The sequence below is a fragment of the Phenylobacterium sp. T106 genome (assembly GCF_057219735.1).
The window spans coordinates 319,837-343,253 of sequence record NZ_JBXVWA010000002.1 but is presented as its reverse complement, the minus strand read 5'-3'; the positions used below and the strand labels follow the sequence as shown (position 1 = coordinate 343,253).

General features: G+C 72.1%; 20 protein-coding genes and 2 pseudogenes. 11 read left to right on the top strand and 11 right to left on the bottom strand.

Features of this window, described 5'->3' with window-relative positions; genetic code table 11:
- Positions 1-56: 56 nt before the first annotated feature.
- The 6 genes from AC2D8W_RS06340 to AC2D8W_RS06315 all read right to left on the bottom strand — a co-directional run bounded on the left by AC2D8W_RS06340 (position 57) and on the right by AC2D8W_RS06315 (position 5,410).
- A complete protein-coding gene (locus tag AC2D8W_RS06340) occupies positions 57-1,211 on the bottom strand; it encodes an MFS transporter (protein ID WP_484670822.1) in 1,155 nt (384 codons plus the stop codon).
- A gap of 105 nt (positions 1,212-1,316) precedes the next feature.
- Positions 1,317-2,396 carry a site-specific DNA-methyltransferase gene (locus AC2D8W_RS06335; RefSeq protein WP_293485364.1) on the bottom strand — a complete coding sequence of 360 codons (1,080 nt, stop codon included), beginning with the start codon at positions 2,394-2,396 and terminating at the stop codon, positions 1,317-1,319.
- A gap of 64 nt (positions 2,397-2,460) precedes the next feature.
- Positions 2,461-2,970 (bottom strand): hypothetical protein, encoded by a 510-nt coding sequence (locus AC2D8W_RS06330; protein WP_484670821.1) that lies wholly within the window; start codon positions 2,968-2,970, stop codon positions 2,461-2,463.
- 20 nt (positions 2,971-2,990) lie between these two features.
- Positions 2,991-4,049 carry a DUF2332 domain-containing protein gene (locus AC2D8W_RS06325; RefSeq protein ID WP_484670820.1) on the bottom strand — a complete coding sequence of 353 codons (1,059 nt, stop codon included), beginning with the start codon at positions 4,047-4,049 and terminating at the stop codon, positions 2,991-2,993.
- A gap of 114 nt (positions 4,050-4,163) precedes the next feature.
- Complete coding sequence (locus AC2D8W_RS06320) at positions 4,164-4,820, bottom strand: ribonuclease HII (protein ID WP_484670819.1); 657 nt, start codon at positions 4,818-4,820, stop codon at positions 4,164-4,166.
- On the bottom strand, positions 4,820-5,410 hold the full coding sequence (locus AC2D8W_RS06315) for a DNA-3-methyladenine glycosylase I (protein ID WP_484670818.1): 591 nt from the start codon (positions 5,408-5,410) through the stop codon (positions 4,820-4,822). The genes AC2D8W_RS06320 and AC2D8W_RS06315 overlap by 1 nt, the downstream gene beginning before the upstream one ends.
- 47 nt (positions 5,411-5,457) lie before the next feature.
- On the opposite strand from AC2D8W_RS06315, the gene AC2D8W_RS06310 reads away from it, so the two are divergent.
- The 3 genes and pseudogenes from AC2D8W_RS06310 to AC2D8W_RS06300 form a co-directional block, all read left to right on the top strand.
- On the top strand, positions 5,458-6,327 hold the full coding sequence (locus AC2D8W_RS06310) for an alpha/beta fold hydrolase (protein ID WP_484670817.1): 870 nt from the start codon (positions 5,458-5,460) through the stop codon (positions 6,325-6,327).
- Between the two features lie 1,008 nt (positions 6,328-7,335).
- Positions 7,336-7,425 (top strand): annotated as a pseudogene (locus AC2D8W_RS06305) (IPTL-CTERM sorting domain-containing protein); the annotation flags it as partial.
- A gap of 45 nt (positions 7,426-7,470) precedes the next feature.
- Positions 7,471-8,439 (top strand): annotated as a pseudogene (locus tag AC2D8W_RS06300) (hypothetical protein); the annotation flags it as partial.
- Here AC2D8W_RS06300 and ygfZ read toward each other — a convergent pair.
- Positions 8,407-9,291 carry a CAF17-like 4Fe-4S cluster assembly/insertion protein YgfZ gene (ygfZ, locus tag AC2D8W_RS06295; RefSeq protein ID WP_484670816.1) on the bottom strand — a complete coding sequence of 295 codons (885 nt, stop codon included), beginning with the start codon at positions 9,289-9,291 and terminating at the stop codon, positions 8,407-8,409. The pseudogene AC2D8W_RS06300 and the gene ygfZ overlap by 33 nt on opposite strands.
- Positions 9,292-9,352: 61 nt before the next feature.
- On the opposite strand from ygfZ, the gene AC2D8W_RS06290 reads away from it, so the two are divergent.
- The 3 genes from AC2D8W_RS06290 (at position 9,353) to AC2D8W_RS06280 (ending at position 12,446) form a co-directional block, all read left to right on the top strand.
- Positions 9,353-10,327: a glycosyltransferase family 9 protein gene (locus AC2D8W_RS06290; protein ID WP_293481327.1), complete on the top strand. Its 975-nt coding sequence runs from the start codon at positions 9,353-9,355 to the stop codon at positions 10,325-10,327.
- Between the two features lie 7 nt (positions 10,328-10,334).
- Positions 10,335-11,669, top strand: coding sequence for a dihydroorotase (locus AC2D8W_RS06285; RefSeq protein WP_484670815.1), 1,335 nt, complete (start codon positions 10,335-10,337; stop codon positions 11,667-11,669).
- Between the two features lie 102 nt (positions 11,670-11,771).
- The gene (locus tag AC2D8W_RS06280; protein WP_484670814.1) at positions 11,772-12,446 is read left to right on the top strand and encodes a PEPxxWA-CTERM sorting domain-containing protein; all 675 of its coding nucleotides are present in this window, start codon (positions 11,772-11,774) and stop codon (positions 12,444-12,446) included.
- A gap of 63 nt (positions 12,447-12,509) precedes the next feature.
- Here the strand turns inward: AC2D8W_RS06280 and AC2D8W_RS06275 are convergent, their stop codons facing one another.
- Entirely contained in the window at positions 12,510-13,868 is a 1,359-nt protein-coding gene (locus tag AC2D8W_RS06275; RefSeq protein ID WP_484670813.1) for a serine hydrolase domain-containing protein, read from the bottom strand.
- Between the two features lie 97 nt (positions 13,869-13,965).
- Between AC2D8W_RS06275 and AC2D8W_RS06270 the strand changes: the two genes are divergently transcribed.
- Complete coding sequence (locus AC2D8W_RS06270) at positions 13,966-14,319, top strand: YciI family protein (RefSeq protein WP_293481332.1); 354 nt, start codon at positions 13,966-13,968, stop codon at positions 14,317-14,319.
- Positions 14,319-15,527: an RNA polymerase sigma factor gene (locus AC2D8W_RS06265; RefSeq protein WP_484670812.1), complete on the top strand. Its 1,209-nt coding sequence runs from the start codon at positions 14,319-14,321 to the stop codon at positions 15,525-15,527. The genes AC2D8W_RS06270 and AC2D8W_RS06265 overlap by 1 nt, the downstream gene beginning before the upstream one ends.
- Positions 15,528-15,666: 139 nt before the next feature.
- On the opposite strand, the gene AC2D8W_RS06260 is transcribed toward AC2D8W_RS06265, so the two are convergent.
- On the bottom strand, positions 15,667-17,373 hold the full coding sequence (locus AC2D8W_RS06260; protein WP_293481334.1) for an adenylate/guanylate cyclase domain-containing protein: 1,707 nt from the start codon (positions 17,371-17,373) through the stop codon (positions 15,667-15,669).
- Positions 17,374-17,577: 204 nt separating this feature from the next.
- Here AC2D8W_RS06260 and AC2D8W_RS06255 point away from each other — a divergent pair, with 204 nt between their 5' ends.
- The gene (locus tag AC2D8W_RS06255; RefSeq protein WP_484670811.1) at positions 17,578-18,561 is read left to right on the top strand and encodes an NADP-dependent oxidoreductase; all 984 of its coding nucleotides are present in this window, start codon (positions 17,578-17,580) and stop codon (positions 18,559-18,561) included.
- 15 nt (positions 18,562-18,576) lie between these two features.
- Here AC2D8W_RS06255 and AC2D8W_RS06250 read toward each other — a convergent pair whose 3' ends face one another.
- A complete protein-coding gene (locus tag AC2D8W_RS06250; protein ID WP_484670810.1) occupies positions 18,577-19,140 on the bottom strand; it encodes a VOC family protein in 564 nt (187 codons plus the stop codon).
- 148 nt (positions 19,141-19,288) lie between these two features.
- Between AC2D8W_RS06250 and AC2D8W_RS06245 the strand changes: the two genes are divergently transcribed.
- A complete protein-coding gene (locus tag AC2D8W_RS06245; RefSeq protein WP_484670809.1) occupies positions 19,289-21,064 on the top strand; it encodes a feruloyl-CoA synthase in 1,776 nt (591 codons plus the stop codon).
- The gene (locus tag AC2D8W_RS06240; RefSeq protein WP_484670808.1) at positions 21,065-22,606 is read left to right on the top strand and encodes an acetolactate synthase large subunit; all 1,542 of its coding nucleotides are present in this window, start codon (positions 21,065-21,067) and stop codon (positions 22,604-22,606) included. It abuts the gene before it with no gap.
- 132 nt (positions 22,607-22,738) lie between these two features.
- On the opposite strand, the gene AC2D8W_RS06235 is transcribed toward AC2D8W_RS06240, so the two are convergent.
- On the bottom strand, positions 22,739-23,338 hold the full coding sequence (locus AC2D8W_RS06235) for a PEPxxWA-CTERM sorting domain-containing protein (RefSeq protein WP_484670807.1): 600 nt from the start codon (positions 23,336-23,338) through the stop codon (positions 22,739-22,741).
- Between the last annotated feature and the right edge of the window lie 79 nt (positions 23,339-23,417).

The following is a 23,417-nucleotide window of genomic DNA, read 5'->3' as shown; positions in this document are numbered from 1 at the left end:
AAGGACCCCACGGCGCGGACATCGCGTCTTCCGCGAATGGAGGACCGGACCCGTGTCTAGCGTGGCCGGTCGCTCCGGAGCGCCAGGCTGAGGATCGCGAAGGCGGTAAACGACATCATCAGCGCCGCCGCGGGAATCGCGGGCACGCCCCAGGTCGCCAGGGCGATCCCGCCCAGGGTCGAGCCCCAGGCCTGGCCCAGCGAGAACACCGAGCCGTTCAGCGCCAGCGCCACCGGCGCGCCGCCGGTCATCTGGATCAGCCGCGACTGGGTGACCGGCGAGATGCTGAAGAGCGCCGTCGCCGCCAAGAAGATCGCGCCCATCACCAGGAGCTGGCTGGGGAGCCCCGCCGGGACGAGCTGGTGCGTCGCCGACCAGTGCATGGACATGGCGATGGCCTGCAGGCCGATGCACTGGAGGATCCAGGCCTTGCCCGCGCCGCGGTCGGCGGCCCGCCCGCCCAGCCACAGCCCGGCCGCCGCGCCGAAGCCGATCATCGATTGGAACAGCGCCACGCCCGCGCCGGTCACCCCGGCCCCGACCCGCACGATCGGGGCGATGTAGAGGTTGAGCGTCATGTTGCCGGCGAAGGTCAGGAAGCTGGTGGCGTAGAGCGGCCAGATGGGCGAGATCCGCAGCCGCCCGCCCTCGCGCTTCGGCGGCGCGGGCACGCGGGGCAGGAGCAGCAGGACGCCGGTCAGCGCGATGGCCGCGAGCGCCGCGGCGACCAGGAAGGTGGCGTGCCAGCCGAAGGCCGCGCCGGCGACGCTGCCGATGGGAATGCCGACGACGAAGGCCACCGTCATGCCGCCGGTGACCATGGCCAGCGCCGTCCCCCGCTGCTCGGGCGGCGCAAGCGAGGCGGCCGCCACGCTGGCCGCCGCGCCCGACATGGCGCCCGCCAGCCCCGCCACGGCGCGCGCGGCGAGCAGGGCCTCGAAGCTGGGCGCCGCGGCGCAGGCCAGGTGCATGACGAGCGCGAGCGACAGGCCGAGCAGGATCACGAACTTGCGGTCCACCCGGCCCAGGAGCCAGGCCGCCACCGGGCCCAGGATGGCCGAGGTCAGGACGTAGGCGGTCTGCAGCTGGCCGGCGACCGCGGTCGACACCCCGAGGTCGGCCGCCATCGGCTCGAGCATGCCCGCGAAGATGAAGCCCGCGGAGCCGAACGCGAAGGTGCAGAGGGACAGGACCCAGATACGCGGGTTCACCGCTCGCCCCCGCCCATCACCGGTCCCCACGCTTCGACGGCCGTCAGGGTGGCCGAAAGACCGGTATGCCGTCGAGTCCCGCCGTAGCGGAAATCCGCCGGGGGTTCAGGCCGGGGTCTGGGCGCGGACCTTGGCGCGCAGCACGTCGATGGGCGCGAGGCCCTTGTCCGTCTTGAAGTGCCAGTAGGTCCAGCCGTTGCAGGCCGGAGCCGACTGCACCATCGCGCCCACCTTGTGGATCGAGCCCGAGAGTTCGCCCACCACCAGGCTGCCGTCGGCGCGCACGCGGGCGGCGTTGCGGCCCTTGGGGCAGTAGAGGACGTCGCCCGCGCGCAGGAGGCCGGCCTCCACCAGCTGGCCGAACGGGACCCGCGGCTCGGACCGCTTCGAGCCGGTGACGACCATCTCCTCCGGCGAGGCGGGGATGACGCGGGCGATGCGCGCCTCGGCCACCTTCACGTAGTCGGCCTCGCGCTCGATGCCGATGAACCTGCGCCCGAGCCGGCGGGCGACCGCGCCGGTGGTGCCGGTGCCGAAGAACGGATCGAGGATCACGTCGCCCGGCTTCGTCGAGGCCATGATCACCCGGTGCAGCAGCGCCTCGGGCTTCTGGGTCGGGTGGGCCTTGGCCCCGGTCTCGTCCTTCAGCCGCTCCTCGCCCGTGCACAGCGGCAGGGTCCAGTCCGAGCGCATCTGCAGCTCGTCGTTGGCCATCTTCATGGCGTCGTAATTGAAGGTGTAGCGCCGCCCGCCGCGGCTCTTGGCCGCCCAGATCAGCGTCTCGTGGGCGTTGGTGAACCGCGTGCCCTTGAAATTCGGCATCGGGTTGGCCTTGCGCCAGACGATGTCGTTCAGGATCCAGAAGCCCAGGTCCTGCACCGCCACGCCCACGCGGAAGATGTTGTGGTAGCTGCCGATGACCCAGAGGCCGCCGTCGTCCTTGAGCACCCGGCGGCATTCCTTCAGCCAGGCGCGGGTGAAGCGGTCGTAGGCCTCGAAGCTCTCGAACTGGTCCCAATGGTCGTCGACGGCGTCGACCTTGGAGTTGTCCGGCCGAAGCAGGTCGCCGCCCAGCTGGAGGTTGTAAGGCGGGTCGGCGAACACGAGATCGACCGAGCGATCGGGGAGCCTGGCCAGCTCCTCGAGGCAGTCGCCGTTCAGTATGGCGTCAACCGGCAGCCCCATAGGCTTAAGGTCCTCAAACGACAGGAAACCGTAGAATCCTGGTCGGATATGGTGAAGGGCGTGTTTACGGGGATGGTGTGCGGACGGTTAATCGCCGCGGACCGGCCACGTGCCAGGCCAGCGCCGAGAAGCCGGCCAGCTTCAGGACGGCCATGACCGCGTGCCCGGCCTCCCACCGGCGCTGGACGTCGCGGAAGTCCGCCGGCAGCGGGCCAGGCCGCCAGTCGGCCATGGCGCCGTTGGCGGCGTTCACTACCAGCAGCCAAACGGCCAACGCGGTGACATAGAGCGCCGCCGAGGCGGCGGCCGACGTCCAGCGCTCGCGGCCCGGCAGCGCCAGCGCCGCGACGACGGCCGCGAGCACGACGCCCAGGATCTCGACGGGTCCGCCGACGGCGGCGAACAGGGCGTACTGCCCGTGGAACACCGTGGCCTCGCGCCAGAGGTCCGCCGGCCATTCCCAGAGCCGCGGCGGCGCCTCGAGCAGGTGCGCGGACGAAAGGCCCAGGCTGAGGGCGCAGACGACCAGCGCGGCGGTCCGGAGCGCGGCGGCGAACATGCCCCACCAACCCACGCGCGGTCCGATGGGTTGCCTCAGCCGTTCCAGCGGGTCCAGGCGCCGTGGGGATGCGCCTCGCCCAGATGGCGTTCCGCGCCCCCGGGCCAGAGGGTAAGTCGGATGTCCACCGTCGACATGTTGCTGAGGGGCGGCTCGAAGCGCAGCCACGCGAACGGCGCCGCGGCGGTCGCCATCCGGCCCAGGGCGCGGATCTCGGCCTCGAGTTGGTCGCGGGTGGTCGGCGGCAGGTACTGCCAGAACACCGAGTGGTAGAGCACGGTGGCGACGCCGGGCTGCGGACGCACCCGGGCGCGGACCCAGTCCAGGGCGTCGGCCGCCTCCACCGAGACGCCGCAGTCCCGGGCGAGCGCGATGGCCCGGCGGCTGCGCTCCAGGCGCTCGAACATGTCGGGCCAGATGCAGGCGAGCAGCCGGCGGCGCTGCGCCGGGTCGGCGAGGTTGGTCGGTCGGCGGTCGCAGGCCGCGCGCTCGACGACGGAGGCGGCGACATCCGGGGGCGTGGGGCCGGACCAGTCGGTGTCGATGGCGACCGGCGAGGCCGGGTCGCCCCACCTCAGGGGCCCGAGCTGGTATCGGAAGCGGTCCCAGAAGACGTTCAGCCCAGCGCTGGCGCCGATCTCGAAGGTGCGCAGCGGCAGCCCGGTCTCGGCCGCGACGGTCAGGAAGCCGCCGAGCAGGCCCGACGACCGCCGGACCTCGTTCGTCTGCGGCTCGTGATCCAGGAAGGCGTCCAGCATGGCGCGGTGCGGCGCGATCGCGGCGCGCGCGGCGGCCCAGGCCGCGGCGGGATCGGCCGGCGCTTCCGGTCGGGGCCACACCGCCGCCAGCCCGGGCGCCTCTTCGCCCATGGCCAGGTGGTTGAAAGCGTTGGCCAGCCGGATCGGGACGGCGTCGATGAGCAGAGTCCGCAGCCCCGGGCCCAGCCACCGCTCGGCGAGGCCGCAGGCCGGACCGCCCGCCTCCAGATCGTCGGCCATCCGGCTCATGAAACCGTCGTAGAACGGCGAGCCCATCTCGCTGCAGACGCCCGCCTGCAGCCGCAGGCTCCGGGCGATGTCGCTGAAATCGCGCATGCGCCGAGGGAGCGGCGCGTCAGGACAGCGGTCAATCTTGATTCAGAACGTCAACACCCCGCGGACCCCCCGCCCGCTTCGCGAGCTCCCCCAGATAGGAGCACTGGGCGCGCGCTACTCGAACAGTTCGCCCTGCTCGGGCTCGACGGCTCGGGGGTCGATGCCGGCGAGCACCAGCTTCACCGGCCGCCAGGCGCGGCGGTGGATCTCGCAGGGGCCGAGCGTGACCAGGGCCTCCAGGTGGGTGGGGGCGTTGTAGCCCTTGTGGCTGGCGAAGCCATAGCCGGGGTAGCGCGCATCCATCTCGGTCATCCAGCGGTCGCGGGCCACCTTGGCCAGGATGGAGGCCGCGGCGATGGACTTGGACTTGGCGTCGCCGCCCACCACCGTCTTCACCTCGCACGGCAGCTTGAAGCGGTAGTTGCCGTCCACCAGGGCGTAGGTCGGCTGGACCGCCATGGCCTCGATCGCCCGGCACATGGCGATCCCGGTGGCGTGCAGGATGTTGTGCTCCCAGATCTCCTCGACGCTGGCGAAGCCGACGCCCCAGGCGAGCGACCTGGCCTTGATCTCCAGCTCCAGCTCCTCGCGCGCCTTGGCGGTGAGCTTCTTGGAGTCGTCCAGGCCCTTCGGCGTGCGCTTGCCGGGGTCGAAGATCACCGCGCCGGCGTAGACCGGACCGGCCCACGGCCCGCGCCCGGCCTCGTCCACGCCGCAGACGTGGCCGCCGACGAAGGCCTTCTCGAGGGTGAAGGTGGGCCCTTTCGCCACTAGCGCCCCATCCCTTTCACCGCGTCGTGGCGGAAGCAGCAGGTGAAGTGGTCGTTGACCATGCCGACGGCCTGCATCCAGGCGTAGACGATTACCGGCCCCACGAACTTGAAGCCCCTGCCCTTCAGAGCCTTGGAGACCTCGACGGCCAGCGGGGTCTGGGCGGGCACGTCGCCGAATGCGGTCCAGGCGTTCTGGATCGGCTTGCCGCCCACGAAGCCCCAGCAGAAGTCCGAGAAGTCCTCGCCCCGGTCGCGCATGTCGAGGTAGATCCGCGCACCCGAGATGGCCGCGTCGATCTTGGCGTTCGAGCGGACGATGCCGGGATCGGCCATCAGCCGCGCCCGGTCGGCCTCGCCGTAGCGGGCCACCTTCTCGGGGTCGAAGCCGTCGAAGGCCGCGCGGAAGGCCTCGCGCTTGCGCAGGATGGTGATCCACGCCAGCCCCGCCTGGAAGCCGTCCAGCACCAGCTTTTCCCACAGCGCCCGCGAGTCATACTCGGGCACGCCCCATTCGGTGTCGTGATAGGCCTCGTACAGCGGGTCGCCGGCCATGCCGCGCCATTCGCACCGGGTCAGGGGCTCGCTCATCGGCTGCAGACAGAGCGCAGGCGCGGAGTCGAGACAAGGGGGGTTCGATGGCGTTCGAAGGGTTCCAACTGTCGCAGATCGAGGTCCCCGAAGCGTCGCTGCGCGTGCGCCATGGCGGCTCGGGCCCGCCGCTCCTGCTGCTGCACGGCTATCCCGAGACGCACATGATGTGGGGCGCGGTCGCCGACGGCCTGGCGAAGGACTTCACGGTGGTCTGCCCGGACCTGCGCGGCTACGGCGGCTCGACCAAGCCGCCGTCGTCGGACGACCACGAGACCTCGTCCAAGCGGGCCATGGCGCGCGACGCCGTGGCGTTGATGCGGACGCTGGGCTTCGACCGCTTCGCCGTGGCCGGTCACGATCGCGGCGGGCGCGTCGCCTACCGCCTGGCGCTCGACCATCCGACGGCGGTGACCAGGGTCTCCATCCTCGACATCATCCCGACGGGCGAGGTCTGGGCGCGGGCTGACCACCGCTTCGCGCTGGCCTACTGGCACTGGTCGTTCCTGGCCCAGCCGCACCCGTTCCCGGAGACGCTCATCGGCGCGGACCCGGAGGCGTTCTTCTTCGCGAACAGCTTCGCTGGCGTGCGCGGCTTCGATCCGGAGGCCTTCGAGGACTACCGCCGCGCCTGCGCCCGGCCCGATGTCATCCACGCCCTGTGCGAGGACTATCGCGCCGGGGCCGGCTACGACCGCCAGCTCGACATGGCCGACAAGGCAGCCGGGCGGAGGATCGCCTGTCCCGTGCAGGTGCTGTGGGGCGGCCGGGGCGCGCTGGCGGCCTGGTACGACACCCTGGCGATCTGGCGCGAATGGGCCGACGACGTGCAGGGCCAGGCCGTCGACTGCGGCCACTTCATCCCCGAGGAGAAGCCCGCCGAGACCCTGGCGCTGCTGCGGGGATTCTTCGGCTAGCCTCGTCGCTCCTGTCACAGAAAGTCGATGGAGAGCCGTGCGTCCTACCCAGATGGGTAGGGCCGCGGGCGCGGGACCGTGGGTTTCTGAGGGCCTGTTCCGGGAGTACCCTCCATGCTGCGCACCCTCGCCCTCGCCACGGCCGCTGTCGCGCTCCTCGGCGGCTCCGCCCAGGCCGCCACCCAGGTCCACGCCCTCACCATCAGCGGCCAGGCGCGCGGTGCGGGACCGTTCGGTTGCGCGACTTCGGGTCCGCTCCCGTCGACCGCATTCTACGGGCTGGGTGTGCCTGTCCCGACCGAGGGTCACTCGGGCTGCGGCCTCGCCGGGGGCATACAGGACGCCAGTCGTACCCTGGGGCTGTCCACGGCGAGCCTGACGCTTTCCAATGCGTTCAATGGCGCGCTGAACACCGCGTCCGCGGACGCCTACGCCGAAGAGGGGGCGTTGGGCGTCAGCGCGGCGGAGGCATATGGCAACGGCTTCGTCGACAACAACAGCTACATGTACAGCGAGGCCGGGGCGATGTTCTCGGACGACGACCTCGATTCCGGCATGACGGGCATGGGCTACATCCGGATGCGAGTGGATATCGACGGGGCCATGGCGGTCACCGGCAACGGGGACGCCCTCACCCGCCTCGTCTACCAGGTCAACGCCGAGCCCATCTACACGGCCTTCTCGGCCACGCTCGGGCACGGGACGAGCTTCATCGCGAACGGACTGAACGGCCAGCCGTTCGGCGGCTTCACGACCACCCCGACGTCCATAACGGGGGCGGACACCGCCTTCACCTTCCTGCACCTAGTCGACTTCGCGAGCTTCGACCTGAAAGTCGGGCTCTACACGGCCGCCTACGGCGCCCCGAACGGGTCGGCGACCAACGACTTCTTCCACACCGCCAGGCTGGCCGGACTCGATGCATTCGATCTGTTCGGGAACCCGCTCGATCTCCGGTTCAGAGGCGCCTCGGGGATTGTCTACGACGCCACCGGCGCGCACCGGCCCATCGCCGGCGTGCCGGAACCGTCACAGTGGGCGCTGATGATCCTGGGCTTCAGCCTCGCCGGCGCCGCCATCCGCCAGCGCCGGCGCCGCTCACGGCGGGGCCGTGAGATCCGCGGGGCTTTCGGGACTCTCTCCATGTCGCGCAACCTTGCCCCCGCCGCGGCCGCCGCGCTCCTCGCGGGCTCCGCAGAGGCCGCCACCCAGGTTCACGCCCTCACCATCAGCGGTCAGGCGCAGGGCGGGGCGCCGCCCTTCGGCTGCGCCACGGTGGGGCCGTCGCCCTTCATCCGCGACTTCTTCGGCGGCGGCGTGGGCGTCCCCACCGAGGGTCACGCGGGCTGCGGCCTCGCTGGCGGCATCCAGCAGGCCGGCAAGGCGAGCGGTCTCTCCCTGGCCAGCTCCAGCGTCGTGGGCAACGCCTACAACGGCGGCGTGAACAACGCCTCGGCCCAGGCGAAGGCCGAGGAAGGCTCGCTGGGCGTCAGCGCCTCGGAGAGCTTCACCAACGGGACCAAGGACGCCGCGACCTACTTCGCTGCGGAGGCGGGCGCCATCTGGTCCGACCTCCTCACGCCCGGCATGCCCGGGGCCGGAATGGGCGAGATCCAGTTCGGGTTCACCATCGATGGCGCCATGTCCTTCACCGGGAGCGGCGGCGAGCTCTTCACCCGGCTGATGTACCAGGTGGCCGACGAGCGGGCGATCTACACGGCCTTCACCGCCGAGCTGAACGCCAGCGGCGGCAACCGCGCGATCAACCCCTCCGGCGTCGGTCCGCTAGCGGGGTTCACCATCACGCCCAACTCGATCAGCGGCTCGGACACGGCCTTCACCTACCGGCACACGGTCGACCTCTCGAAGCCGCTCAGCATGAAGGTCGGCCTCTACACAGCCGCCTACGGCGCGCCTAACGGCGTCCACGTCAGCAACTTCTTCAACACCGCCCGGCTGACCCAGATCAGCGTCTTCGACGCCTCCGGGCGGCCGATCGACATGACCTTCACCGGCGCCTCGGGGACGGTCTACGACGCCACCGGCGCGCACCGGCCGATCGGCGGCGTGCCGGAACCGTCACAGTGGGCGCTGATGATCCTGGGCTTCGGCCTCGCCGGCGCCGCCGTCCGCCAGCGCCGGCGCCATCCAGCCGGGCACGTCCGCGCGCACGGACCGACCTTCGACGGTCAGCTCGCGACCTAGCGCCCGATCGAGCCGCAGCAGCGCGATGCCGCCGCCCTCACGCGCGGAGGTGACCACGCCCGCCCGCAGGTCGCCCGCCAGCACCTCGGCGCCGGCTGGCGGCGCGGGGCCGTCGAAGCGGATCGGCAGCATGCGGCTCTTGATCTGGCCGCGCCGCTTCATCCGCGACGTCGTCTCCTGGCCGACGAAACAGCCCTTCTTGAAGTCGATCCCGTTCAGGAGGTCGAAGTTGGCCTCGATCGGATAGGTGCGGTCCGAGCCCCAGTCGGCCGGGCCCGGAACGCCCAGCCGCAGCTTCTGCGCCTCGCGCTCGGCTTCGCCCACCCGGGCGGCCCCCGGCGGCGGCGCGGCGGCGTAGCCCCGCAGGCCCAGGCCCGGCAGGCGAGGATCGGCGGCCCAGAGACCGTCGGACGGCGGGGCGGGCGTTCCGCCCTGCGGATCGAACAGGACCGACACGGCCGCGTCGTCGGGCGCGATCGTCACCTTCGCGCGCAGCCGGTACATGGTCAGCCGCTGGATCAGGCCGTCGCGGCCGGCGGCCTCCACGTCCAGCCAGGCGCCGCTCTCGCGCCCGACCACGAACAGGTCGTAGAGCAGCCGGCCCTGGGGCGTCAGCAGCGCGCCGAACCTGGCTTCGCCCGGCGCCAGGGTCTCGACATCCTGGGTGATCAGGCCCTGGAGGAAGCTGCGCCAGTCCTCCCCGTCCAGGGCGATCAGGGCGCGGCTCTGCAAATGCGCGAAGGCGACACTTTCCGACATGCCGCCAATTTGGGCCCGCCGCCGGTGGAGCGCCAGCGGGGACGTGCGTATAGGGACGGGGATGCCCCCCGCGTCCGGATTCCCCATCCTCTTCATCACCGCCACGCGGATCGGCGACGCAGTGCTGTCGTCCGGCCTGATCCGGCGGCTCGCCGACGAGATCCCGAACGCGCGCTTCACGATCGTGGCCGGCCCCGACGCCGCGCCCCTGTTCGCCGACGTGCCGGGCCTCGACCGGGTGATCGTCTTCGAGAAGTCCAGGACCGGCAGTCACTGGTTCGAACTCTGGCGCAAGGTGCGGCGCCGCAAGTGGGGCCTGGTGGTCGACCTGCGCGGCTCGGGCCTGTCGCGGTTCCTCTCCACGAAGCGGCGGGCCATCCACCGCAAGCCGACGCAGCCGGTGCACAAGGTCATCGAGGCCGCGCGCGTCCTGAGGATCGAGGACGAGCCTGCCCCGCCGCACATCTTCACCAGCCCGGACGTCGAGGCCTACGCCGACGAGCTGACGGCCGGCAAAGGCCCGATCCTCGCCTTCGCGCCCGCCGCGAACTGGATCGGCAAGACCTGGCCCGTGGAGCGGTTCAGCCAAGTGGCGATGCGGCTGCTGCGCGAGCCGTGGAGCCCGCTCCAGGGCGGCCGGCTGATGGTGCTGGGCGGCCCGGGCGACGAGAGGCTGAGCCGCCAGCTCCGCGACGCGGCCGGGCGCAACTTCATCGACCTGGCCGGGAAGGCCGACGTGCTCACGGCCTATGCCTGCCTGAAGCGCGCCCGCCTGTTCATCGGCAACGATTCCGGGGCCATGCACCTGGCGGCGGCGGCGGGGACGCCCACGATCGGCCTGTTCGGCCCCTCGGACGAGCGTCTGTACGCGCCTTGGGGCGAGGCGACGCGGGCCGTGCGGGGCGCGCGCAGTTTCGAGGAGATCAAGGCGGCCGACCCTGGCTTTACCCAGATGGTCTGCCACATGATGGACCTGCCCGTGGACAAGGTCGTCTCCGCGGCGCGGGAACTGCTGAAGGCGACCGAGAAGGCCTAGAGACCCGATGCCCGAAACCTTCGACCTGATCGTCCGGGGCGGCGAGGTGGTGAACCATGCCGGGCGCGGCTTCGCCGACATCGGCGTGCGCGGCGGCCGGTTCGCCGCGATCGGCGACCTCTCCCAGGCCAGCGCCGGCGAGGTGTTCGACGCCACCGGCCTCACGGTGATGCCGGGGGTGATCGACACCCAGGTCCACTTCCGCGAGCCCGGCCTGGAGTGGAAGGAGGACCTGGAGACGGGATCGCAGTGCGCGGTCCTGGGGGGCGTCGTCGCCGTGTTCGAGATGCCGAACACCGAGCCCACCACCACCGACCCGGACGCCCTGGCCGACAAGCTGGCGCGGGCGAAGGACCGGATGCACTGCGACCACGCCTTCTACGTGGGCGGCACGCACGAGAACGCCCGCTTCCTGGGCGAGCTGGAGCGCCTGCCGGGCTGCTGCGGGATCAAGGTCTTCATGGGCGCCTCGACCGGCACCCTGCTGGTGCAGGACGACGCTGGCGTGGAGGAGGTGCTGCGGCACATCAACCGGCGCGCGGCCTTCCACTCCGAGGACGAGTACCGCCTGGCCGACCGGCGCCCGCTGGCGCGCACCGGCGACTGGACCAGCCACCCCGAGGTGCGCGACGCCCAGTCGGCGATCCAGTCCACCGAGCGGCTGGTGCGGCTGGCCCGCAAGACCGGCAAGCGCATCCACGTGCTGCACGTGACCACCCGGGACGAGATCGAGTTCCTGGCCCACCACAAGGACGTGGCCTCGGTGGAGGTGACGCCCCAGCACCTGACGCTGGAAGGGCCCGAGGCGTACGAGCGCCTGAAGGGGTTCGCCCAGATGAACCCGCCGATCCGCGACCGCGCGCACCGGCTGGGGATCTGGGAGGGTGTGGCGAACGGCGTCGCCGACGTCCTCGGCTCGGACCACGCGCCCCACACCCGCGAGGAGAAGGCGCGGCCCTATCCCGCCTCGCCCTCGGGCATGCCCGGGGTGCAGACCCTGCTGCCCATCATGCTGACCCACGTGGCCGAGGGGCGGCTCACCCTGGAGCGCTTGGTGGACCTCACCAGCCATGGCGCGAACCGCCTGTTCGGCCTGGCCGACAAGGGCCGCATCGCCGTGGGCTACGACGCCGACCTGACCATCGTCGACCTCAAGGCTCGCCGGACGATCACGCACGACCAGATGGCGACCCGCGCGGGCTGGACGCCGTTCGACGGCATGGAGGCCAGGGGCTGGCCCAAGGCCACGATCATCCGCGGCCAGGTGGTGATGCGCGACGACGAGATCGTCCTGAAGGGCCGGGGCCAGCCGGTCCGCTTCCAGGAGACGTTGAACGCCTGACGACACCCAGGGCTTTCACCCCACGCCTGAGAGGCGAGTGGGCTGGACCCCACAGGCGAGCGGCGATTAGCTCCCCGTTCGGGGGCTATTGGGGAGAGGAAGATGACCTTCACCTTGCGAAGCGCCGCGCTGGGAATCCTGGCCGCCGGCGCCATGGCCGCCTCGGCGGGCGCCGCGGAGATCGCGGTCGTCAGCTACGACATGCCGAACGGCTCCGGGCAGGCGTCGGGCGGCAGCTTCAACTACTGGGACCTCGGCTACTCCGGCAGCGGATCGACGAACGTCGACGGCGCCGCGCTCACGGGCGGCGTGGGAGACCTGACCGACGGCGTCGTGGCGAGCGACTACTGGTTCAACGTCGAGAATTCCGCCGGCAGCGGACCCTACGTCGGTTGGTACGCCTTACGGACGCTGAACCCGCTGATCACGTTCAACCTGGCGTCGGCGGCCAACATCACCCAGATCGACATCCACCTCGACAACAGCTTCGTCGGGGGTGTCTTCGCCCCGAGCGCGATCTGGGTCGACGGCGTCGCCCAGGCCTTCACGGCTCCGGCGCCCGGGTCGATCGGGACGGTCAGCCTGACGGGCCTGAACCTCACGGGGACCAGTCACACGATCCAGTTCTTCCAGGCGAACCAGGGATGGACCTTCGTCAGCGAGGTCGACTTCATCGGCACGGCCGCCGTGCCTGAGCCGGGGACCTGGGCGCTGCTGATCGGCGGTTTCGGGATGGCGGGGGCGGCCCTGCGCCGGCGCCGCGCCGCCGCAGCTTAAGGTCCGCGCGGCCCGCGGGGGCGGCCGGACGGCTGTCCCCGGGGGCGCACCGGGCCGGCGCCGCTAGTCCAAGGCGGCCAGCACGTCGCGGACGAAGCGGACCTCGTCGAAGCGGGCGTCGGCGGAATCGAACCCGCGGCGGACGATGACCACGTCCTTCGCCGGGACGATGAACACGTACTGCCCGCGGTTGCCGTTCATGGCGTAGGTCCCCTCCGGCAGGCCCTCCTTTACGCCGTAGAGCCAGAAGAAGGCGCCGTAGGCCGCGCCCTGGGCCGGCTGGGCCGGCGCCGGGGTGGCGACGAAGCGCGCCCAGCCCTCGGGCAGCAGGCGCTCTCCGTTCCAGACCCCGTCGTTCAGGTGCAGGAGGCCGAGCCGGGCGAGGTCGCGGGCCGTGGTCCAGACCTGGCTCGACAGGATGTAGTTCCCCTGCCAGTCGGTCTCGGGCGTGGTGCGCCGCATGCCGATCTTCCAGAGCAGTTCGGTGAACGGAAACGCCAGCGCCTCGGGCCCGTCGCCCAGCGTGGCGCGCACGGCGCGGGCGGCCAGCAGGGTGTCGTTGTTGGCGTACCGGAAGCGCGTCCCCGGCGCGGCCTCCAGCGGCATCCGCGTCGCCTGCTCGGTCACGGCGCCGCCGCCCAGGTAGACCTCGTCGGTGCGGTTGCCGGGGCCGTCGGTCCAGAGGCCCGAGCCCATGTGCATGAGCTGGGTCAGCGTGATCGCGGCGCGCGGGTCGCCGGGGACGCGCCACTCCGGGATGTTCGCGGGCGCGTCCACCTTCAGCTTGCCGAGTCGGACCGCCCGCCCGACCACCGCGGCCGTCAGGCTCTTGGCCGCCGACCACGTCCGCTGCGGCGTATGCAGGTCGTACTCCGGGCGGTACCGTTCCCCGACGATACTGCCGCCGCGGACCACCAGCACGGCCGTGGTTCTGCCGCCGTAGTCGGTGAAGGCGCGGGCCAGCAGCGGCGAGAGCGCCCTGGGCGTCTCGCCCTGGGCCCCGTCGTCGCCGTCGGGCCAGGCGGCCTTCGCCGGCGGCGGCGAAAGGTCGAGGCGAGGCAGGGCGCGCGCGGCCTCGGGCCCGGCGCCGATCGGCAGTTGCGCGCAGCCCAGGTTCGGACGCCAGACGGCGATCCGCGGCGGCAACCTGGCGTCGAACGCCACGCTCACCATCCGCCGCTCGCGGTCCGCGACGGCCGGCAGGGTGCGCACCAGCGGCTGGTAGTCGGGATAGATGCCTTCCAGGTCGTCCGCGGCGATCTCGGCCTCGGGCCTGCCGGCGTTGAAGACGCCGCTGCACAGGAACGCCGCCTTGTAGCCCGCCGCCAGGGCCCGGACGTGCGCATCCTCCTGGGCGGCCGCCCCAGCCGCCGGAAGCGCCAGGGCGGCCGCCAGCGCGCCCATGAGAAAAATCCGCCGCATCCCGCGCTCCCTGTCGAATCGGCTGCCCGATGCCCGTCTCCCGGGTGACGCACGCTTCCGCGTCGATCAATCTGGAACCCGGAGCGGGGAGACGACCATGCAGTACATGATCCTGATCTACGAGCCCGAGGACGCCTATGCCGGCGAGGCGGGTCAGGCGGCGCTGGGCGAGATCGTCGCCAGGCACATGGCGCTGGCCGAAGACCTGCGCGCCAAGGGCTGGATGAAGGACGGGTCGGGCCTGCAGGAGTCCTCGACCGCCACCACGGTCGTCACGCGCGGCGGCCAGCAGACGCTGCACGACGGACCCTTCGCCGAGACCCGCGAGCACCTGGGCGGCTATTATCTCATCGAGGTCGACAACCTGGACGACGCGCTGTCGGTCGCCCGCAGGGTCCCCGTCATGGACGGGGGCAAGGTCGAGGTCCGGCCCCTGGCGGTCTACGACTGATGGACCGCTTCGGCGCGGCGATCGCCGACGCGCGTCCCCGCGTGGTCGCCGCGCTAGCCGCCCGCCTGCGCGACCTGGACACGGCCGAGGACGCCTTCGCCGACGCCTCCGCCGCAGCCCTGGTCGCCTGGCCCAACCAGCCCCCGCGCGACCCGGCGGCCTGGCTGTGGCGCGCGGCGCTGCGGCGGGCGATCGACGCGCGGCGCCGGGCCGCCGTGCGGAATCGCGCCGTCCTGGACGCCCCGGAGCCGGGCCCCACGCCCGAGGAGGCCCTATTGGCCGCCGAGATCCCCATTCCCGACGACCGGCTGCGCCTGATCTTCGTCTGCTGCCACCCCGCGCTGGCGCCCGACAGCCGCGCGGCGCTGACGCTCAAGGTGGTCTGCGGCCTGTCCACCGAGCGCCTGGCCCGCGCCTTCTTCACCGCCGAGCCCGCCATGCTGCAGAGGATCACGCGCGCCAAGCGCAAGATCGCCGCGGCCGGCGTGCCCTTCGAGGTCCCGGGCCGAGAGGCCTGGCCCGAGCGGCTGGACGCCGTGCTGACCACGCTCGAGATCGCCTACGCCCAGGCCTACGAGGACGCGGCCCTGGCCGCCGAGGGGGCGATCTTCGCGACCGAGGTCCTTCGCCTGTCGGGCCTGCTGGCCGAGCTGATGCCCGAAGAGCCGGAGGTGCTGGGGCTTGCGGCGCTGGTCCGCTTCGCCGAGGCGCGGCGGCCGGCGCGGCTGGACGACGGCGGCGCCATGCTGCCACCGCCCGAACAGGACGCCCGCCAGTGGAACCGGCGTCTGATCGCCGAGGGCGCGGCCCTGCTCGACCGCGCCGCCCGCCTGGCTGCGAGCGGACCGCGGCAGATCCTGGCGACGATCCACGCCACGCACTGCGCCCGGGCCGAAACCGGCGCGACCGACTGGGCGACCATCGCCGCGCTCTACGACATCCTGCGCGAGCTGCGCCCGCACGCGGCGACCGAGGTCAACCGCGCCGTCGCGATCGGCGAGGCCGCGGGAGCGGAGGCCGGGCTGGCGGCGCTGGATGCGGTCCGGGGCGTCGAGGGCTGGCTGCCGTACCAGGCCGCGCGCGCGGCGCTGAGCGCCCGGGCGGGCCGTCGCGCAGAGGCCCGGGCGGCCTACGACACGGCGCTCGCGCTGGGCCCCGCCCCGGCGGAGCGGCTCTACCTCGAGGCCCGCCGCCGCGAGCTCGGCTAGGTTGGGCTCGACGCCCCGAAGGCCGGGATCCAGTTGGAATGGCTCAGATGTGGGTTCCGCAGGCCCGGAGCCCTTCCGAGCATTCGCCGGGACGGTCGGAAGTCGTTGAATTCGCTGATATCGAAGTGAGCCTGAACCCTCAGTCCCTGCGGCTGAGGTGGTAGAGCGGGAAGGTCCCGTAGCCCTTGGGCAGGTCGACCTGGCCGACGTAGTTGCACATGAAGCTGTGCTCGGCCTCCATCTCGAGGACGGCGGCGAAGGGCTCGGTCACATAGACGCTGCCGGGCGGCGTCACCGGCTCGATGCGGGCGGCGCGCGAGACCTCGGTGCCGTAGTAGTTGGTGCGGCGGGTCACCGGATCCTCGCCCCAGTAGGTCGGCCCGAAATGCAGGGCGATCCGCATGGCGGCGCCTTCGCGCACGCCGAGCGCCTGGGTGTCGATCGACTTCAGCGCCTCGCAGAGCTCCAGGGACGTGCGGGCCGCCTCCAGGGCGCCGTCGAACACCACGTACAGCGCGTCGCCCCAGGTGTTCGAGTAGCGGATCGCGTTGGAGTTCCGGTCGAGCGCCGCGCCGGCCCGGGCCATGACCTCGACCTGGAAGGTCGGCAGCACGCGCTCGTCCAGCCGCGCGAATCCCGGAAAGTCGGTGAACATCAGCCCGTGGGTCCCGCGGCCGACGTCGGACTCCGCCGCCGGCCCCGGCGGCTTCGGCGGGCGCCTTATGCCGTCGGCTTCCACGATGATCGAGGCGCCGCCGGTGTCCTGCCAGGCCCGGATGTCCGAGCGGGTGAGCGTGCCGCTGGCGTCGGCCGTCTCGGCGACCGCCACCTGGACGGCGCGCGAGTTGAGGTGGCGGGCCCGGAGCCGCGCCATGCCCATCGCCACCTTGGCGCCGTAGGCGAACTGCCCCTGCCCGCCCACGTGGCTCATGGTCGACGAGAAGGTGAGCGACGACGCTTGGGCCCGGCAGGCCCGGTAGCGCTCGGCCCAGGCCCCGCCGGCCGGCGCGACCGACTGCGCGACGAAGTCCTCTTCGGCGACGGGCAGGACCACGTGCAGTTCGCCCCCGCGCGCGAGCACGCGCTCGGCGATCAGGATGTCGCTGCCGGCCGCCAGCGAGCCGTAGGCGTAGCCGACGTTCTCCTTCGCCAGCGCCTGGTCGACGCGGACGCGGAGATCCGCCTCCAGCGCCGGGTCCTCGAGGAAGATGTGCCCGCAGTAGCTGGCGACGGACGGCGGCCGGACCAGCGCGAGCAGTGGCCCGATCGCCTCGCGCTCGGGAATGGTCGGCTCCAGGCGCTGCAGCTGCAGCACGGTGGTGGAGCGCTTGCCCGCGTCCACGTCGGGGGCCGCGAGCGCCGCCTCCAGCGAGGCGGCGGCCCCGGCGAAGTCGCCGAGGACCAGCTTCGCCTCGGCGGCGGTGGCCAGCCCGTAGTAGTCGCTCGCCGCCTGGACGCCGGCGTTCGCCAGCACCGCGCGCGCCAGCTGCCGCGCCAGCGCCGCCCGGCCGGTGATCCACGCCAGCGTCGCCGCATTGACCGCCGGATACGAGTCCCGGGTCCGGCGGAAGACCCGGGCGTAGAGCCGGCAGGACTCCGCCAGCACGCTGGCCCGCTCCCGACCGCTGGAGGCGAAGCCCTTGTCCTTGAGAAGCCGCGCCTGCAGCGAGAGCGCGTCCACGTCCTGGCGCTCGGCCAGGCCATAGGCCTCGTAGAGCTTCAGCGCCCGGTCGGTGTCGCCCAGGCGCGCCAGGGTGAGCACACGGAGGTAGTCCAGCGCGCCGTCCTCGCGGTCGGCGACCTGCTGCAGGATGTCGTACGCCTCCAGGAGCGCTCCGCGCGCCAAGGCCGCGCGAGCCCTCGTCGCGACGCTCCTCTCCGGCATCCTCAACGCCCCCTGCCCGGCCACTGGTTTGCCACGGACGGCCGGGCCCCGAAAGGGTATGCAATCCCCGCGGGGCGCAGGGGGCGCGGCGCCACCTCGGGTGTGCGCACGGACCGCAGGCCTGTGCTACGACCCCGCTGAAAGCCAACCAGCCAAGAGCCCCCGATGACCACGTCCCGCCAGATCCGCCTCGTCCGCCGCCCGCAGGGCATGGTGCGCCCCGACGACTTCGCCGTCGCGGCGGTCGAGACGCCCGACGCCGCCGACGGCCAGGTCCAGCTCGAGGCGCTGCTGGTCTCGGTGGACCCCTACATGCGGCCGCGGCTGGACGCCGACCAGCCGCTCGACGCGCCCATGCTCGGCAGCGGCATCGCGCGGGTCGTGCAGTCGCGGAACGCAGAGTTCCGCGAGGGCGATCTCGTGCGCCACTTCGCGGGGATGCAGGAGCGCTTCGTCTCCGACGGCCGCGGGCTCCAGAAGCTGAACCCCGACCCCGACCTTCCGCTCAGCGTCTACATGCACGCCCTCGGCGGCACCGGGATCACGGCCTACGGAGGCCTGCTGGAAACGGGCGCCCTTAAGGACGGGGAGCAGGTGTTCGTCTCCACCGCCGCCGGCGCGGTGGGCTCGGTCGCCGCGCAGATCGCCAAGATCAAGGGCTGCTGGGTCGCCGGCTCGACCGGATCGGACGACAAGGCCGCCTGGCTGCGCGACGAGGCCGGCCTGGACGCCGTCGTCAACTACCGCACGACGCCGCTCGCCGGCGCGCTGCGCGAGGCCATGCCGAAGGGCGTCGACGTCTACTTCGAGAACGTGGGCGGAGAGCACCTCGACGCCGTCCTGCCGCGGATGAACGTCCGCGGCCGCATCCCGGTGTGCGGCATGATCTCAACGTACAACGGCGACCGGGTGGGCGTGCGCAACCTCTCCAGCATGATCTACAGCCGGGTGCGCATGGAGGGCTTCGTGGCCAGCGACTTCGGCCATCTGCAGCCCCAGTTCCAGGCCGACATGACCGCCTGGCTGAAGGCCGGGAAGATCAAGTACCAGGAGACGGTGCTGGACGGCTTCGAGCGCGCGCCCGAGGCGCTCGTCGGGCTCTTCGAAGGCCGCAACGCGGGCAAGATGCTGGTCCGCGCCGCGGCGTAGCGCCGGGGCGGCGCCTCAGGCGAAACCGTGCGCAGCGGGTATCGGCGAGGGGGATCCGGCCGGCATGGCCAGAAGGCTCTCCTCGTCGGCGCCCGCCTCCAAGCGCGCCAGCAGCGCGTCGGGGTCGAACGTCACGCCGATGGGATTGGCCGCGAAGGCGTCGGACCGCATGTAGGCGTTCGCCTGCTCCACCGGGCAGGCGTCGACCTGGAACTCCATCCGGTTGCCGTCCGGGTCCCGGTAGTAGAGCGAGAGCGTCGGCCCGTGGTGGATCGGCCAGTAGGGCGTGATCCCCCGCGCCTTCAGTCGCTTGTAGGTGCGCAGCAGGTCGGCCGCGCTGGCGTAGGTGTAGGCGACGTGGTTCACGCCAACGCCGCCGCGCTCATGGCTGCCGCCAGGGTTCAGCAGTTCGAGATTGGCGAAGGCGAAGCGGTGATGCTCGTCGTCGTATGTCAGGAACGCCAGGGCGGGATCCTGGTGCACGACGGTGGCCTCGAAGACGTCCTGGTACCACGCGATCATCTCGTCATAGCGCCGCGTCTGATAGACGACGTGCGCGAACTTGGCCGGCTTCGCCATGGTCGCCCCCCCTTGGATCGATGGCAGCCTACACGACCGCCGGCGTTCGGCGAACGCGATCCTGCGTGCTCGTTCGTCCGCAAGCGGCCTACACCGCCGCCCCGGCCGGTCTTCCCTTTCGACGCCATCGACCGTAACGGTGCGGCGCATGGACGCCGAGCTTTCCCTTGCCACCGCCCCGTTCCGCGATCCGCGGTACGCGCCGCGGCGGCTCGACGTCGAGCGCCGGGCGGGCGGCGAGGTGGTGCTGACCAATCCGACGCCGTTCGACACGACGTTCCGGACGACCATCGCCCCTCTGGGACACTGGGCGGACGCGACGCCGGACACGATCTGGCTGGCCGAGCGCTCGGGCGAGGGCTGGCGAACCGTCACCTTCGCCGAAGCCTGGCAACGCGTCTCGGCGCTGGCCGCTGGCCTGCGGGAGATGGGGGTGGTGGGCGAGAGGCCGCTGCTGATCCTCGCCCGCAACTGCATCGACCACGCGCTGGTCACCTACGCCGCCATGGGCCAGGGCATGCCCGTCGCGCCGGTCTCGCCGCAGTACGGCCTGCCGGGCGCCAACCTGGCGCGCCTGTCGCACGCCTGCGAGGTGCTGCGTCCCGCCGCCGTCTACACCGAGGACGCCGCCCTGTTCGCGGAGGGGCTGGGCGCGGACGCGCTGGCGGGCCTGCCGGTGATCGCCTCGGCCAACGCGCGGGCCGGCGACACGCCGCTGGAGCGCCTCTTCCGCGCGGGCGAGGCCCAGCCGACCGCCACGCCGGACCAGCACGCCAAGTACCTGCTCACCTCGGGCTCGACCGGCCTGCCCAAGGCGGTGATCTGCCTGCACCGCAACATGGCGGCGAACGGGGCCCAGATCGCCGCCTGCTTCGACGATCCCGACCCGCCGGTGATGGTGCACTCCGCGCCCTGGAGCCACAGCCTGGGCGCCAACGCGATCCTGCACATGAGCGCGCACCGCGGCGGCACGGTCTACATCGACGCCGGCCAGCCCACCGCGGGACGCTTCGGCGAGACGATCCGCAACCTGAAGGACGTCGCGCCCACGTACCAGAACATGGTGCCCGCGGCCTGGATGCTGTTCGCCGAGGCGCTGGAGCAGGACGACGACCTCGCCCGCAACTTCTTCTCGCGCGTCCGCTTGCTGCAGTACGGCGGCGCGGCGCTGTCCCAGGCCTACGCCGACCGCATCCAGGCCGTGGCGGTCCGCACCGTCGGCGAGCGAATCTCGTTCGGCTCGGGCTACGGCGCCACCGAGACCGGCCCCACCGCCGCCAACGTGCACTGGCCGAACGCGCGCATGGGCCTCATGGGCCTGCCGCTGCCGGGGACGTCCGTCCGGCTCCTGCCCGAGCACGGCAAGCTGGAGTTCCGGGTGAAGGGCCCGCAGGTCTCGCCCGGCTACCTCAACCAGCCGGAGCGCTCCGCCGCGGCGTTCGACGACGAGGGCTTCTACCGCCTGGGCGACGCCGCCCGCTTCGTGAATCCCGACGAGCCGCGCGAGGGCCTGGTCTTCGACGGCCGCATCTCCGAGAACTTCAAGCTGACCTCGGGCACCTTCGTGATCGTCAGCGACCTGCGCCTGGGCGTACTCGGCGACATCGGCGGCGCCGTCACCGACGGGGTCGTCTGCGGCGAGAACCAGGACCGCATCGGCGTGCTGTTCTACCCCAACCCGACCCTGGACCGCGCGGCCGTCCACGACGCCGTCCGCAAGGGCGTGGCCGCCTTCAACGCCCGCGCCAAGGGCTCGGGCGGCCGGATCGCCCGGGCGCTGGTGCTGCCCGACGGGCCCGATGCGTCCGCCGGCGAGATCACCGACAAGGGCTACATCGCCCAGAGCCTCGCCCGCGCCCGGCGGGCCGAATTCGTCGACCGGCTGTTCGCCGACCCCGCCCACCCCGACGTGCTGGAGTTCTGAATGAACGGCGCCGACGCCCTGATCTCGACCCTGGTGGCCAATGAGGTCACCGCCTGCTTCGCCAATCCCGGCACGTCCGAGATGCAGTTCGTGGCCGCCCTGGACGGCGTCCCGGCCATGCGTCCCGTGCTCTGCCAGTTCGAGGGCGTGGCCACCGGCGCCGCCGACGGCTACGGCCGCATCGCGGACAGGCCCGCCTGCACCCTGCTGCACCTGGGCCCCGGCTACGGCAACGGAGTCGCCAACCTGCACAACGCGCGGCGCGCCTTCACCCCCATCGTCAACGTCATCGGCGACCACGCCACGTACCACCGCCAGTACGACGCGCCGCTGAACTCCGACATCGCCACCCTGGTGAAGCCGAACTCCATCTGGGTGAAGTCGGCCGACACGCCCGACAGCGTGGCCGCGGTCACGGCCGAGGCCGTCGCGGCCAGCTACGGCCCCCCGGGCGGCCCGGTCAGCCTGATCCTGCCCGCCGATGCGGCCTGGCTTCCCGCCGCGGGCGAACCGGTGCTGGCGCAGAAGCCCGTCCGCCCCGCCCCCGCGGGACCGGCGGTCGACGCCGCCGCCAAGGCCATCAAGGCCGCGAAGAACCCGATCGTGCTGCTGGGCGGCCAGGCGTGCCGCGCCGAGGCGCTCGAAGCGGCCGCCCGGCTCGAGGCGGCCGGGGTCACCGTCTACACCGACACCTTCGTCGCGCGGCAGCCGAAGGGCGCCGGCGTCTTCGCGCCGAAGAAGATGCAGTACTTCGGCGAGATGGCCCTGGCCGAGCTCCAGGGCGTGGACCTGATGGTCTTCGCCGGCACGACCATGCCGGTGGCCTTTTTCGCCTACCCGGACCGGCCCAGCGTGCTCGTTCCCGAAGGCTGCCGGACGCTCACGCTGTCCGAGCGCAACGAGGATTCCGTCTCGGGCCTCCGCGCCCTGGCCGACGCCCTGGGGGCGCCGAAGGCCGGTCCGGTGCAGGCCCTCGCGCTGCCCGACGCCGCGCCCACGGGCAAGCTGACCGCCTATGCGGCCGGCGCCTCGATCGCCCGGCACATGCCCGAGGGCGCGATCATCTGCGACGACGCGGTGACCTCCGGCGGCGGCGTGGCCGCTGGCACGGCGGCGGCCCGGCCGCACGACGTGCTGGCCCTGACCGGCGGCGCGATCGGGATCGGCCTGCCGCTGGCGATCGGCGCGGCCGTGGCGGCGCCCGACCGCAAGGTGCTGAGCCTGAACGGCGACGGCGCGGCCATGTACACGATCCAGGCGCTCTGGACGATGGCGCGCGAGAACCTGGATATCACCGTCGTCATCTTCGCCAACTACACGTACCGCATCCTCAACGTGGAGATGGAGCGGACCGGCGCGGGCAAGGCCGGCCCCTCGGCCAAGAAGCTCCTGGACCTGGGGGATCCCAACATCGACTTCGTGTCGGTGGCCAAGGGCATGGGCCTGCCCGTCGTCTCCTGCGACACGGGCGAGGCGTTCGAGAAGGCCTTCGCCGGCGCCATGACCCAGCGCGGCCCGATGCTCATCGAGGCGCGCATCTGAGCCCCTCGCCGTCCCGGGCGCTGCGCCCGGGATGTCGGGTAGAGCTTGGACGGTCCGCGCCGCGGCCGGAAACAGAAGCGCCGCCGGCCCGGGGGGCCGACGGCGCTCCAAGCTCATCGGTCGTCGGTCGGTCTAGGCGACCGAGCCCACCCGCCGGCGGCTCCGCAGGGCCGTGCCCGCCAGGCCGAAGCCGCTGATCATGAGGGCCCAGGCGGCGGGCTCCGGCACGGCCGTCTGCACCAGGTCGTAGCTCAGGGTCGCCTGAAGCGTGTAGCCGGTCGGCCCCGTGGCCAGGCCGTTGAGGTTTCCGGTGCCCCCCGCGACGTCGCCGCCGATCCCAGCGTGGGTGTCGTTCACGATCACGCGGAAGTCGTTGTTCCCGGCCAGGAAGCCCGACGTCACGTTGATGTTCCGGGCGCCTTGGGGCAGCGAATAGGCCCACGCGACGTTGCCGGACCCGAAGTTGAAGAACCCGCTCCCGGGGGCGAAAATCCCCGTCTGATCGACGGTCGCGCCGTTGAGCTGAACAACCGCGCGGTCGTCCGCTTCGAAGAACGTGATGTTGAGAACGGCGTTCGTGAAGTTGGTCGGCAGCGTGAAGTCCAGGTCGGTGATGTAGAACGCATTCGCGCTACTGCCCGAGCTGTTCAGGTTCACGACCACAGCGTTCGCGGCCGTCGCGGTGAGCGAAAGCGCGCCGACCGCGCCGATCAAAGCAAGCTTAAGGTTCATGTTACTTCCCCACTTCGGATCGATTCAGAAGAGCTCGGCAGCCGGAACGGTCAAACCGATTCAACGAATGGGCGAGAGC

Bases quoted from the DNA above. Each gene is read 5' to 3' on its own strand.
- AC2D8W_RS06280 (WP_484670814.1), top strand. From the start codon at position 11,772: ATGACCTTCACCTTGCGAAGCGCCGCGCTGGGAATCCTGGCCGCCGGC.
- AC2D8W_RS06290 (WP_293481327.1), top strand. From the start codon at position 9,353: ATGCCCCCCGCGTCCGGATTCCCCATCCTCTTCATCACCGCCACGCGG.
- AC2D8W_RS06335 (WP_293485364.1), bottom strand. From the start codon at position 2,396: ATGGGGCTGCCGGTTGACGCCATACTGAACGGCGACTGCCTCGAGGAG.
- AC2D8W_RS06240 (WP_484670808.1), top strand. From the start codon at position 21,065: ATGAACGGCGCCGACGCCCTGATCTCGACCCTGGTGGCCAATGAGGTC.
- AC2D8W_RS06235 (WP_484670807.1), bottom strand. From the start codon at position 23,338: ATGAACCTTAAGCTTGCTTTGATCGGCGCGGTCGGCGCGCTTTCGCTC.
- AC2D8W_RS06310 (WP_484670817.1), top strand. From the start codon at position 5,458: ATGGCGTTCGAAGGGTTCCAACTGTCGCAGATCGAGGTCCCCGAAGCG.
- AC2D8W_RS06270 (WP_293481332.1), top strand. From the start codon at position 13,966: ATGCAGTACATGATCCTGATCTACGAGCCCGAGGACGCCTATGCCGGC.
- AC2D8W_RS06275 (WP_484670813.1), bottom strand. From the start codon at position 13,868: ATGCGGCGGATTTTTCTCATGGGCGCGCTGGCGGCCGCCCTGGCGCTT.
- AC2D8W_RS06315 (WP_484670818.1), bottom strand. From the start codon at position 5,410: ATGAGCGAGCCCCTGACCCGGTGCGAATGGCGCGGCATGGCCGGCGAC.
- ygfZ (WP_484670816.1), bottom strand. From the start codon at position 9,291: ATGTCGGAAAGTGTCGCCTTCGCGCATTTGCAGAGCCGCGCCCTGATC.
- AC2D8W_RS06245 (WP_484670809.1), top strand. From the start codon at position 19,289: ATGGACGCCGAGCTTTCCCTTGCCACCGCCCCGTTCCGCGATCCGCGG.
- AC2D8W_RS06285 (WP_484670815.1), top strand. From the start codon at position 10,335: ATGCCCGAAACCTTCGACCTGATCGTCCGGGGCGGCGAGGTGGTGAAC.
- AC2D8W_RS06255 (WP_484670811.1), top strand. From the start codon at position 17,578: ATGACCACGTCCCGCCAGATCCGCCTCGTCCGCCGCCCGCAGGGCATG.
- AC2D8W_RS06250 (WP_484670810.1), bottom strand. From the start codon at position 19,140: ATGGCGAAGCCGGCCAAGTTCGCGCACGTCGTCTATCAGACGCGGCGC.
- AC2D8W_RS06265 (WP_484670812.1), top strand. From the start codon at position 14,319: ATGGACCGCTTCGGCGCGGCGATCGCCGACGCGCGTCCCCGCGTGGTC.
- AC2D8W_RS06325 (WP_484670820.1), bottom strand. From the start codon at position 4,049: ATGCGCGATTTCAGCGACATCGCCCGGAGCCTGCGGCTGCAGGCGGGC.